The 12,672-nt window shown below is 50.5% G+C and carries 10 protein-coding genes and 1 pseudogene; 10 read left to right on the top strand and 1 reads right to left on the bottom strand.

Translation table 11 applies throughout. The features are described from left to right. The first annotated feature begins 758 nt into the window (after positions 1–758). From ACJU26_RS05585 to ACJU26_RS05630, 10 genes and pseudogenes are all read left to right on the top strand, one after another. Positions 759–1,889 (top strand): hypothetical protein, encoded by a 1,131-nt coding sequence (locus ACJU26_RS05585; RefSeq protein ID WP_414041534.1) that lies wholly within the window; start codon positions 759–761, stop codon positions 1,887–1,889. After that, positions 1,876–3,237: a hypothetical protein gene (locus tag ACJU26_RS05590; protein ID WP_414041535.1), complete on the top strand. Its 1,362-nt coding sequence runs from the start codon at positions 1,876–1,878 to the stop codon at positions 3,235–3,237. The genes ACJU26_RS05585 and ACJU26_RS05590 overlap by 14 nt, the downstream gene beginning before the upstream one ends. Continuing rightward, positions 3,234–4,547 carry an MFS transporter gene (locus ACJU26_RS05595; protein WP_414041536.1) on the top strand — a complete coding sequence of 438 codons (1,314 nt, stop codon included), beginning with the start codon at positions 3,234–3,236 and terminating at the stop codon, positions 4,545–4,547. The genes ACJU26_RS05590 and ACJU26_RS05595 overlap by 4 nt, the downstream gene beginning before the upstream one ends. 34 nt (positions 4,548–4,581) lie before the next feature. Continuing rightward, a complete protein-coding gene (locus ACJU26_RS05600) occupies positions 4,582–5,838 on the top strand; it encodes an ATP-grasp domain-containing protein (protein ID WP_414041537.1) in 1,257 nt (418 codons plus the stop codon). Positions 5,839–5,890: 52 nt separating this feature from the next. Beyond that, positions 5,891–6,811 (top strand): TauD/TfdA family dioxygenase, encoded by a 921-nt coding sequence (locus ACJU26_RS05605; RefSeq protein ID WP_414041538.1) that lies wholly within the window; start codon positions 5,891–5,893, stop codon positions 6,809–6,811. Positions 6,812–6,865: 54 nt separating this feature from the next. Further along, positions 6,866–8,038, top strand: coding sequence for an NAD/NADP octopine/nopaline dehydrogenase family protein (locus tag ACJU26_RS05610; protein ID WP_414041539.1), 1,173 nt, complete (start codon positions 6,866–6,868; stop codon positions 8,036–8,038). 23 nt (positions 8,039–8,061) lie between these two features. Continuing rightward, complete coding sequence (locus ACJU26_RS05615; protein WP_414041540.1) at positions 8,062–8,790, top strand: SDR family NAD(P)-dependent oxidoreductase; 729 nt, start codon at positions 8,062–8,064, stop codon at positions 8,788–8,790. A gap of 85 nt (positions 8,791–8,875) precedes the next feature. Then, positions 8,876–9,273: pseudogene (locus tag ACJU26_RS05620) on the top strand (transposase); the annotation flags it as partial. A 283-nt stretch (positions 9,274–9,556) separates the two neighbouring features. Further along, complete coding sequence (locus ACJU26_RS05625) at positions 9,557–10,543, top strand: hypothetical protein (RefSeq protein WP_414041541.1); 987 nt, start codon at positions 9,557–9,559, stop codon at positions 10,541–10,543. Then, a complete protein-coding gene (locus ACJU26_RS05630; protein ID WP_414041542.1) occupies positions 10,533–11,435 on the top strand; it encodes a DapH/DapD/GlmU-related protein in 903 nt (300 codons plus the stop codon). Before ACJU26_RS05625 ends, ACJU26_RS05630 begins: the two co-directional genes overlap by 11 nt. 346 nt (positions 11,436–11,781) lie before the next feature. On the opposite strand, the gene ACJU26_RS05635 is transcribed toward ACJU26_RS05630, so the two are convergent. Continuing rightward, positions 11,782–12,537: a hypothetical protein gene (locus ACJU26_RS05635; protein WP_414041543.1), complete on the bottom strand. Its 756-nt coding sequence runs from the start codon at positions 12,535–12,537 to the stop codon at positions 11,782–11,784. Between the last annotated feature and the right edge of the window lie 135 nt (positions 12,538–12,672).

Below are 12,672 nucleotides of genomic sequence, written 5' to 3' on the forward strand. Positions count from 1 at the left end.
TTGTTGATGTTCAGCAAAAGGAGTTGCGCAGGCGGATAATCGATTGATGGCAAAACAGGTCAGACCGTAGGAAAGGGAACCTGGAAGGTGTCTGTCCTGATAAGGACGCTTTTGAGATGAGGACTTTCCTGGCGGATTTCATCAGGGCCAGCAGGCTGATTGTCCTGCATCAAAGGCCGGATATAAGACTGCAACCCGACCTCAACAGGCCAGATATCGTAATCCTCTTGCACACATGGAGGCATCCATATAAGCACCTTGGTGAATGATTTATTGAGGGGTTTGCAGAGATGAGGCCAAAGCTCCAGAAAATGGTCGGAGAGTGCTTCGTCCGCGATGAGTCCCCCGGTCGCTATGAACGATTGCGTGCCCGTGGGATGCCCCTTTCCTCGCCACTTTCAGGCGATTTTTACGCGTTATCCATAACTTTATCTGTTGACCCATCGTGACCGCCTGTGCTTAAAATTAAGGATGACCAGAATGTACGCTTTGTGGGGGAGGCCACGATCCGTGAAATACGCACCTTCACTTGCACACGGAGCGGAGACTATCTAGTTTTTGGCGTTGTTTTGACTCCAATTTCTTCATCGGGATATCTTATGAGTAATGGGACTATATTGCTATTCGAAGCTACACAGTTGCCAGCGTCAATTCGAACTACACTACCACCGATCCTCGACACTCTGGTTGGATTCGATGAGTTGATTCTGTTCACAAGCCGCGAGTGTGAGGCGCTACTATCCGAGGATCTGAAACGTTTGAGCGTGACGGTGTACTCCTTTAGTAACTACTTTTCGAATCCCGAAGTGGAGTTCGTAGCAAACCAAGTTTGCCATGAAAGGCGCGTCACTCACGTTGTGGCGTTGCGGGAATTTGATCTGCTGAGGGCTGCTCGCGTTCGCCAGGTCGCAAGAATTGCCGGTATGCCGCTTGAGAATGTCGAGATCTTTCGGGACAAACTCTTGATGAAGCTGTGCGCACGATCGCACGGAATTAATACACCGCGATTCAAGGCAATAGATAACGCCAGAGATCTTTGGCTAGCTACGTTCGAGTTTGGATACCCATTCGTTGTTAAGCCTAGGCGAAAGGCCGGCGGGATGGGCTTTATGGTGCTAAATACCGGCGATGATCTCGCCGCGCTGTGGGAGCTTTTGACTGATATCGTAGATATCGACAGCCCCTTGGATCTCATTGCCGAAGAATTTTTCGGTAAGCGCAACATGTATCACCTTGATGGGGTTTGGGATGGTACAGGTTTCCAGTATTTTTTCGCCAATGAGTACGTTGGACTCAGGCAACACTATCCAGAATTTCGCCAGGGTATCGACCCGTATCCTGTATGCGGTAGCATCAATCTGCCATCCCAAGACAATCAATGGGAGGCTTTACATGATTTTGCCAGACAAGTTATCCAGGCTCTGGGCGAGGGCAATAAGGTTCCACATGCTTTTCACATTGAGGTTTGGGAGTACGATGGTCAACTGAGCCTAAACGAAGCCGCCTGTCGACCCGGCGGTGGGCAGGTATTCGAATTACAGACCGCAGTTATGGGCGTTACCCCTGACGTGCTGTACCTTCGAACCCTCAGGGGGCAAATTGAAGCAGATATGCAGCCATCGACATCCCGATACACACTCTTGGCCAGAATCCCGCGAAAGGCGGGGATCCTCAAAAGTGTACCCGAATCTCTTGCTCCTTATGTACGAGAAATCAAGCTTTTCTACACGTCGGGTGACACGGTGCCACCGCAGTCGTCTTGGTTGGATCGCATGGGCTATGTCGTCTGCGAGGCTTCTGAAAGATCCGTCGTCGAAGCAGCAGCTTTGGAGGCCAATGTAGCGATTCATGCATGTATCGTAGACAGAGGTGAGGATGAACATCTTTGATCGCCGGGTAAACAGGCACTGGCATAAGTATCTCTCTTGCTCTGGCGAGGACGCAGGTTTACTCCGTGAAACGTTTCAGGAGCGTTTCACGAGGTCGGATCCGCGCTACCCAGAAGTCATCTATCCTCCGCCGTTGTTTGATGCGTCGTTTCTCGCCACGATTTCAGACAGTGCCGCGCAGGTACTTGCCATCCTAGCTTCACTGCCAGAGCGCATGTTCGGCGGTAATGTCTCCAAGATGCTTGACTTCCAGTGCGCGACCGAGACCTCTCGGTGTTTAATCGGACTTTACAGCAACAGCAAGGACCTAGATTTTGCGACCAGATTCGCCCGTCCCGATATTCTCGTTTGCAGTACGGGCATAAAAATTGTCGAAATGAACGTGTCCACTGCGCTGGGTGGGCTGGGTTTGTGCGATCGTGTGATGAAGGAGTGGAAAACGAGCCGCTTTCACGACTGGCTGTTGCAAGCAGGAGTGATAACTGGGGGACCGCCGATGATGGCCCGATGGGGGGCGGTGCTTCGAGCCTGCGTTAATCAACCAGCAGCAGGGAAAGCATTGCGGGTGCTGGTAGCATTCGTCAACCCCTCAGAGGCCCGTTCGCCTAGCCCTACTTTTTGGGATTTCGCCGCTGGAGTTAACGCTCAGGGTTTTCAGGTTGTGACTGGACTATTGCAAGACCTGAGTTTCAATGGCAACGACGTTTCTTTTGAAGGTCAGAGTATCGATGTTGTCTATCCCATGTTCACATATGCCGAACTGGCGAAGAACAAGGTTCCGAATAAGCTATTCGAGCAGTTGCGTGCAGCGGTGGATGCCGGTCGCATAGATTTCGTTGGCACTCCAGCTACCATCTTATTTGACAACAAGTGCAACCTTGAGTTGCTTTCGGCACAGGAGTACTCGCACCATTACAGTGCCGAAGAATGGGATTTACTTCAGCGCGTGATTCCTCGAACCATACGTCTCAAGGAAGATCTAATCCAGTACGCTATTGCTAACCAAAGGGGTCTTGTACTCAAGCCAGCCTCCTCTTTCGGGGGAGACCAGATCACGATCGGTTCGGAAGTATCGGCAGAGAAATGGCAGAAGACTGTTGAACAGGCAGGGAAAACTTCTTGCTCTTATGTTATTCAGGAGGCTGTCAGCGACCTTTTTCGTTACCCGGCGGCGGTCGGAATGCTAGAATCAACCGTCTGCGTGAGTCCAATGTTGTTAAAAGGAAAGAGCGCGGGGATTCTGCTGCGTGAGATTGATTTCAAGTCTGGCACGCCAGTTATCAGTTACCGCTTTGGTGCCCGCGGTGGCGTTGGATTTGGTGTCGACGCGTGCGAGGCTACCTTATGACGTCGTTGATTGTCGCCAATGCCAATGATGATCGGCTCAGAGTCGCCAGTGTAGAACGAATGGTGCTAGCCCGGGCCATTAGTTCTGTTGGCTCGCGACTGACTACGTTCGGGTTGGATATCTGGGTATATAATGTCACGCACTCATATTGGGCATTCGTTCTGCTGGCATTTCTAGTTACGATGACGACGTTGGTTGTCTCGCTGCGGGCAGGAGTAATCGTCGATTCGGCACACAAGGGTCGGGTGATCTTCCTAGTTGAAGCTAGTTCGATGGCAGTAGTATTGGCCTCGCTGATTGTATTGCTGGATAATCAACTGACTATTGACTTTATCTGCATAATGGTTGTTTTACTGACCATTGCAGATGTATTTCGTTGGTCCTCTTTGCAGGCGATCATCGCAGTGCTTGTGCCGCGTGCGCAGCTGGGTCGCATTAGCGGCATGATGGAGTCGTACCGCTCTGCGACGATCATAGTTGGGCCGCTACTGGGTGCGATTGCGCTCGTTTCAATCGGGTTGAAAGGAATTCTGATCTGCGATTTGGTGACTTTCGTCGTGTCTATTTGGCTCCTGCGTCGGCTCTTGTACCAGGATGCGCTGGGCATTGATGCCGACAAGGCACATCGGCATGACGCGACGTCCTCGGCAGCAGTATATTGGCTGCGTAATCGGCCTGCCCTCCTGAAGTTGCTTGGCTTCTACGCCTTCATAAACGGTGGCTTCGCCGTTGTGTCGACGGTTCAATCGCCATTCATCCTCTATCGCGAATCTCCTACTATACTGTCGATCGCCATTACATCGATGGGCGTCGGTACTTTGTGCGGTGGCCGGATTTTCAGTCGTTTTGCCAATCGACTATGTTTGGAGGCGTCCATCCTGTTCGGTATCATTGTCGAGAGTACCGCCATGGTGTTTTTGGGAGCGTCAACACAGGCATCGACGATTCTGATGTGTATGTTTGTAATGGGTATATCAGCTGCGGTAGCTGCCTCGGCAAATCAGATGATGTGGCAGCTTAATGTCCCCAATCAGCTTCAGGGGCGTATCATGGCAATACGGATGCTAGTTGCGCAGAGCACGCCGTTGCTTGGGCTGCTTGTTACGGTTCCATTGCAAAGCCGGATATTTAAGCCTTTAATTGATGGGCATTCTGGAACCATTGATTCATGGATGAATCTCATATGGGGGCATCAAGCTGACAGTTCAGTCGGATTGATGATGTCATGTCTGGCTGCGCTGATCTTGATTACGACAAGTGCCGTCCTGGTTGCTGGTGGCCTAGGATTGAAACGCGTACTGAGTGAGTAACTTCCGAACTCGAATTTAAAATGTAAGGCTAAAAATGAAATCAATTACCGCGATCTTCGCCACGTTGTGTTATGCTGACTTCTACTCACAGTCGATCTTCGACGAACTATGTCGAGAAATTGATTTGCGAGTCGTCGTTGTCACAGAAGCTATCCCCGAGCGATTACCCCCCGCGTTTGAGGGAAGGGTCGATAAGTTCTATGTGATTGCTGCGGACCTTGCTCATGACACGTTCGATGCTCTCAATGTGGTCGAACTCGATAATGTCATTGCTCAGGAACAGCAGCAGTTTCCCGAGAGAACGGTACGCCTAGTCTGTTGTGAGGAAATGATCCTGACAGAAGTCGGTTGGCTTCGGCGCAAATGGCAGTTGGAGGGGCCATATGACAACGAACTATGCCTTTTCCGTGATAAGATAGCTATGAAACAACGATTGATTGCAGCAGGCATCAAGACACCGGTCTTCAGCGAGGTAAATTCCAACACGATTGGGATGGATTCACTGTCATATGACCAACTGGCGATTCACTTTGGTCATGAGTTCATTCTCAAGCCCGTGGACTCAAAAGGAAGTGTTGCTGTCGAAAAGATTGTCTCGCCACAGGATCTATGCGCCTGGGCCGAAGCTTGGAAAGGCAGGTTGGATAGGGTCGATGTAGAACAGTTTTTGTCTGGCGATCTGTATCATGTCGATTCGCTTGTCCAAGGAAGTGAAGTGAAGTTTCAGTTCGCCAGCGCGTACGCTTTTCCTGTGGCCGAATTTAAGCAAGGAAGGGTGCTGGGTAGCATAACCCTTCGAGAGAATGATCCGATAGCTCCAGTCCTTAAGAAATTCGCCGGTGAAGTACTGAAGGCCCTTGGTGCGAGCGATATGTCGACGCATATGGAAATCTTCATTGTCGATGGAGAACCGGTGTTCCTCGAAGTGGCTGCAAGACCACCTGGTGGCTGTGTTGCCAATGTCTATCGCTCCGCGTACGGCGTGAACATTCTCGACCTGGATCTTCTGTTGCAGCTTGGACTCCCGCTGCCGTCTGTGCATTTCCATGGGGGCTATGGCTTCTGGGCCTATTTCCCAACTCGTGATGGCATAGTTGCAGGACGCCATGCGCCTGCGTTGGCTAACGATTACCGCCTTGAATGGCGGGTTGACACTGGAGCACGGACTTATGCTGCTACGAACATGTCACAGACAGCCGGCATCGTGGTCGCGAGTGGCAATGATTTTGAAAGTGTGCGTAACGATTTTGAGGTGGTGATTCGCCACAATGCGCTCACGATGCTGGAATGAATTGAATACCGCCATGTGACGAAAGCAATACAACCGATAGAAGGAAGACTCCATGAGCAAAATACAAATTCAGCAGATTGCCCTTGACAACACCGAAACGGCGGATTTAAACGGTTTAGTGATCCAAATTCGTTCGGAGTGTCCCGGACAGATACAGAGCAGGTATATCTCCAGAATTTTGGCTCATTCGGACCGCCTTCCCCGAAGGCTCCGCGATTACTTTTGGTCGGAGTGTACCCCGCTTGTTGTCACCAATCTTCCAATGTATGACGACATCGAGAACTCGAAGATTCTCTTGTTAGTACTCGGTGAGACAATCGGTAAATGTGTCGGATATTCGGAGTATAATCAAAGTTTTATCACAGACATTCGTCCGACCATTTACTCGAACGAAGCGAGCAGCAGAAGAGATCTGCTATGCATGCACAGTGATCTTGCGTTTGCAACTGACAACTGTCGACCCGTAGTGCTGGTGCTCATGCCGCACATTGCGAACGATGATGCGCCAAAGACGCTCATCGCGACAGCGGAAGAAATCGTCGCCCAGCTTCCCACCGACAAGTTCGATTTGCTGAAGGAGCGGATCTTCGAGATTCGATCAGGTGAAAAACTTCGATGGCCCTGCGAGCAGGTGCGTCGTATATCGGTGATCGACTACGACAAGAACAGCCGCCTTCGTATCCGGCTGAATTTCGGCAGTATTAATTTGATCGCCGGTCTGAATAACGACATCGCGGCAAAGGCGCGGGACGCACTGGAAACTGTGACGCAGGAGGCGCTTTATATCGGGCGTCGCATGGGGCATCGATTGCAGAAGGGGCAAGCTCTGCTTATTCCCAACGATTACTGTCTGCATGGGCGCGATGTATTTGAAAAGGAAAAAACGGACAGGTTGCTTCTACGTTCCTATGTGGTCACGGAAGAGACGGTTGATCTTCAGCATGGCAACACGATGATCTCGCTTCGTTCTTGAAAGGGTTTTCCCCGCACAACGCGCAAAAATTTCTCACAGGAGAGAAGTAAGATTATGCAAAATGTTCTGATCGTGGGAGGTGGCCATGTCGGCCTTACGCTGGCCGTAGACTTGGAATTGCGTAAGCACGAAACGCAGCTGTCGCCGCAAGTCCTACTAATGAGGAAGGAGGGGCATCCTTTTCAGAACCGCTTACCCGGCCAGTTGATCAGCATGGAAAACATCATTACTGGGGGCACAGCATTATGCGATTTTCCGAAGCAGAATGTGCACACTATGGGTTCAGACCTAAGTGCGGTGACAGAAGTAATCAGTGGTATCGTGGTCACGCTGCCGGATATTCCGAACCTGCGTCTGGGAATGCTGGAATGGATCAAGACGAAGTTCCCCCGAGGCGGGATTATCATAGTCTTGGTTCGTGGGGGGCAGGGAGGGCAGATCTGCATCATTGATGAGTGGCGCAATGATCCGATACTTCGTCGCTTCGATATCGTATTGATTGAGGATAGCTTCTATGGGACCCGCTACCTCAATCACAAGATCGCCTATAAGCGCAAGATTTCCGTCAATGTCAGCGCATTCGGGCCAAACCCAGATCACGCTCTTAGCTTCCTCCGGTCGATGTTTTCCGGACCGTCCGTGGAGGTAGGTGCGCATCAATTCAAATTGGTGCGTCCTCTCGATCTTCAGTTCGACCCTCTCGGTTATATTATTCATTTGGCTGTTGCGCTGGACAAGATCAACTTGAAGCTAACTGAAAAGGGCATCCAGTACATCCACTACTGCGAGGGGGTGCATGAGGGCAACGCTGAACTGATCGAGACGCTCGATCAGGAGCGCGTGAATCTCGCTATGCATTATGGTGCCAACACGTTGCGGTTTCCTGAGATACTCAGAATGCAATACGGACTTCAGGAATGCTCCTCTTTCCTGCTGTTGATGAAAAGCACCAAGTCGATCTATCGGTCTATGTCTCCTGCTTCACTTGAGGATCTCAGAACGAGCAGATTGGTTAATGAGGACGTCCCTGCCTTACTCACTATGGAGTGGCTGGCTAGGCAATGCGACGAAGCGCTGCCTCTCATCAAAAACTATGTTTCCGCCACGAAGGCTTCATTGCATGAACTGGGCATGAGTTTAGCGGCACATGGTGAGTATGTGAGAAGGATGGACGCTGCTCAGCTAGATCGCAGGTCCGTGGTAGATCTCCTTACTAACCCCGCTTGATGACCATATCCGAGAATGAATTTATGATTCAACAGTTCATAGAAGTTGTAAATGCCCAACGAATACCTGTCGCCATTGTAGTTGGCGCTAGCGGAGGGGTGGGGGCGTCTTGTGCGCGGATGTTGTCCAAACGAGGGCGGGCCACATTGCTTCTCGGGCGTTCAGAATCCAAATTGATTAAACTTGCCGATGAACTTCGACAGTCTGGCGACGCCCCTTCAATGGCTTATCGACTGGATCTTTGCAATCCCGCAGAAATCGAGAAACTGGCGAAAAAACTTGAGCTTCTCGAAACAGCCAATGTGTTAATCTTTGCTGCGGGAATAACCAGCAATAAGACCTTGAATGTGGATTTCGACGAATTACAGCAGGTTTTGAACACCAACTTGGTCTCGACGATGTGGTGTGCAAAGCATCTTGTGCCAGCGCTGCAGCGTTCGCGGAATTCGTACATTATCAATATTGCATCGCGTGCAGGTGTCTATGGATTTGCTGACAAAGGGGTGTATGGTGCGAGCAAGGCCGCTACGATGCGTTATCTGGATTCCTTAAGGGCGGAAATCCAGTCCAAAGACATGAGAGTGACATCGATCTGTCCAGGATGGATCAATACACCGATGGCTACGCGAGGCGGTTGTAAGCTTGCCATGGACGAGATTTTGCAACCAGAGGATATTTCCTCCATGGTCGAGTGGCTGTTGTTCAGCCCGTTGAGGGTGGTTGTCAGGGATGTTATCCTAGAGTCTCGTTGACGAGAGAGCACCCCGAAACGATGAAGATGTTGCTGAATAAAATCTCTTGCATAATGTGGGAATCTTGGGACAGGAGGCTGATGGGGTGCGTGGTGCGAAGGTGGAGATGTCGATCATGTTCAGTTACTTTCCCCCGGAGCAGCGGGTTCCGCAGGGCCATCCGCTGCAGGCGATTCGGGCGTTCGTGTACCGGTCGCGGGTGGAACTGGACAGTCACTTTCAGAGCATCTACTCTGCGTTCGGCCGTCCTTCTATTCCTCCGGAGCACCTGTTGCGGGTGTTGCTGCTACAGGTGTTCTGCGGCCTTCGTTCGGAAAGCCAGATGATGGAGCAATTGAACTACAACCTGCTATTTTTCTGGTTCGTGGGCAGGAACTGGATGCCGCCGTCTGGGTGCCCACGGTTTTCACCACGAACCGGGCTCGAATCCTGGATCACGGTATCATTCAGGTGTTTTTTTCATATATTCTGCGCATCTCCCGATTGGGAGCGGCCTGATGGGAATACCTATGCCCGAAATCCAGGAAACCAAGGAAAAAGCAGCAAAACAACACAAAAACGCGCCGCAGGATACTCCCGAATGCGTTTTTTCACCATTGGTGAACATCACATATTCCGGTTTCACGGCATTTTTCTGCAACCTCTAACTCTTAACTCTTGGATCAAGTTCAATTCGTTTTACTTAGAGCAGACGCGGTGGCGCGGATTCCTTTGAGTCTTTGAGTGCTGTGCGCAAAATAGCATAATACTTTCCATGGAGACTAACGTGCAAGAGTTAGGAATGCAGCAACGTAATGAATATATTGTTTCCCAACCCATAGTTGATAGCCTATATTTCAGGAATAACGGCTTCTGCGTCATAAGGAATTTCATTACTCCGACCTTTGTAGAAAGACTGCGCATCATCTTAGCCGCGACTAAAAGCGGAACAACATTCGATACCATCAAGAAGAATACATACAACATTGGCATTGATGAAAAAGGCATCATTGAGATCGTCGAGAATAAAGTGTTTGCGAAGATGATCGGTTCGCTCGGTTACGATGACTGTTTCTTCTCCGACGGAGTCGTGTTCGAGACTGATCCTGAACTGTTTGGTTTTGACTGGCATCTAGATATCACGAGTTTTAAGTACATCTTTCCAGAAGATCGGGCTTTTTCGATATGGATTCCGCTGGACCCGATTGATCAGGAAGATCAGGATGGCGGCATGACCATGCTTTCAACAACCTCATTTTCCGGATGCGAGTTTTTTAAGTTACAATCTCACGTAACCAGAGCCTTGGCAGAGGGACGTTACAATATCCCGAATATCTACAAGACGCTACTGGGTCCGAAATATCGAAACGCGGAGCAGAAGCGCTTCAAGAAGCTCTTCCCGTTCATTCAAGAGCAGTTCCCTCATCTATTTAGTGATTCACTCTACATTTCCGGATTCTCGAGATATCTGTTCGATTGCGAAGGAGTTAGCTACTCACTTGTGCCAGGTGATGCGATCATTTTTGATAAAACAGTGTTCCATAGGAGCAATCCGCTTCGACCGGGGACTCTGAAAACTCGGAGAGCGTTTGTAATGAGGTTCATCGAAGCAAAATCTCGTTATAATGCCGTAAATGCGGTCAAGGCCGGTGGTGACGAATCAATTTTGGTGAGGCGTTACGCTCGCGGAGACGGCGATTCCTTCGATCTCGCGAGTGCTGCAGTTGCTAGGATCAATCATAATTTCACTAATGGAGTGGAACATGAAAACTGAAACTGTGAATTTGGAAGGACTTCGGTACATCGACACCGGATCAAACACGACGATTGAGGCGTACTTTCCCGAGGATGATGGCGCGAAGCGATCGTGTTTGGCGGCGAAGTACGGTCTCGTCAGAAGTGAGTCCTTTGAAATTGAAGTAGATATTTCTGTCGGGATCGGTAGCATCGAAGATGCATACGCTAGGCTACACTTGCTATCGAGTCGGCGCGTGAGGCCAAATACTGTTTGTCTAGATGGGCTTTTCGAGAATCTGCCCATCGTGGCATGGACTTCGGCTGGTCCCGTTATGCCACATTTAGTGCCTAAGTTGCGTTCCCTGGTTGCCGAAGAACATCACCACTTGACGATTTTCTCCGTCGATAAGTTTCCTCGAATGACGGACTACGTGGTTCCGAGCGGTGTGCGTATTGGAGATGCAGACAGGGTTCGATTGGGGGCCTTTCTTTCGGAGGGCACGACAGTGATGCATGAAGGTTTCGTGAATTTCAATGCGGGATCGTTGGGCAAGTGCATGATTGAAGGTCGCGTGACGCCCGGCGTCACAGTGGGCAATGGCAGCGACATCGGTGCCGGATCATCAATTATGGGAACCTTATCGGGCGGCGGAAAACGAACGAACTCAGTTGGAGAGGGGTCGCTGCTGGGGGCAAACGCTGGAATAGGCATTTCGCTGGGTAATGAGTGTATTGTCGAGGCAGGTCTGTATGTCACCGCTGGGACCAAGGTCCGACTTCCGGATGGCACAGTGGATTACGCCCGCAACCTTTCAGGGAAGGATCACCTTCTGTTTCGGCGAAATAGCCAAACTGGCGTTGTCGAAGTGCTTCCAACGAACAAATCCACTTGGGGCGGGATCAATGCGACGCTTCACACGAACGACTAAATGCTCATTGTTTCTTGTGTGAGCATGATAATCGGCCCTGGGTGCCGCAAATCGCGCCGCAGAAACACACTGCGTCCCCATTTATAGCAAAGTAGTGAGTGGCCCTGCAGAAGACCGATTAGTCAATGGTGTTATTTTGCCCGCATCAGAGCGTAGTCCTGGGCCCCGCCTGCACCAGTCCCTCGGTTATGCCACACCGGATCAGGTTTATTTGACCGGCCAGGGCGGCGGGGCCTGTATTGTGGACAAGTATCCGAAGATCGTGGCTTAACTGTTACTCATGGATGATTTGGGGCAGCGCCATTCCGCTGCAGTGGAAGCAACCGGACCAGCTTAAACTCACCCTCTAAACTGTCTTGACCAATGGGTCCACCATAAGGTAAAGGTGAAACGGTTCACTCACCCGCAATCCGCCTCCATGCAGTAGTAGTGTGATCAACATGCCACGATAATCGTGTTTGCCAGCCACCTTGAACCCTCTGAGTAAAAACTCCTCAAATCGATCGTCAGGAAAAGCTGGTGGCTCACTCTGGGCCACACGCGGCGTCATTTTACGGCGTGTTCTGTACCCTGTTTGATGCGGGCCAGGGTTTGCAGCCCATCCATGGCCAAGGAATGCCTTCTCGCGGCGATAAAGGTAAGCTATTTCATCCATTTTTCGGTCGAAGGCGTCCCCTGCGTATCTTGGGTTAATGTTTTTTGCTTCTGGCCGCACTTCACCGAGCCAACTGAAGAATTCAGAGAGCCGATGTATGATGTCGCCTGCATTGTTAATTGAATAGGGTTGCCAGCAAAGATTGCTAGGGTCCAACCCTGTAGCGTGGTCGAAGGTCCCTGAATACAGTCGCTGGGCAAAATTCTGAAAAAGACGATAGGAATCCGGTTCATTGGGATTGGCCTTGACGTATCGAAGGAACAGGGTAACAGCCAGTACAATCTTTTTCATCCAGGAAAGGCTGCGATTGTGGCTGCGTGCAAGGCAGTAATCCAACAAAGGCCCCAAGACACCTTCAGGTGTCAGTAAAACAGGGACTTCCATGACTGCCCCAGTGGTATCAGACACTATCTTGGCATTTACGCTGACGAAGGTCATGGCTTTCATGCAAAAACTCTGAAACGGTCTTCATCCCTCATGGACACCAAGAGCATCAGCCCCCTATACCATAATATGTACTATGTAGAATAGGATGAACGACAGTGAAGCGCAAGTACGCATGCTTCGTGCCTTTTAGTAGCG

The sequence above is a fragment of the Acidithiobacillus sp. M4-SHS-6 genome (assembly GCF_047421495.1).
In the GTDB taxonomy this organism is placed as follows: domain Bacteria; phylum Pseudomonadota; class Gammaproteobacteria; order Acidithiobacillales; family Acidithiobacillaceae; genus Acidithiobacillus.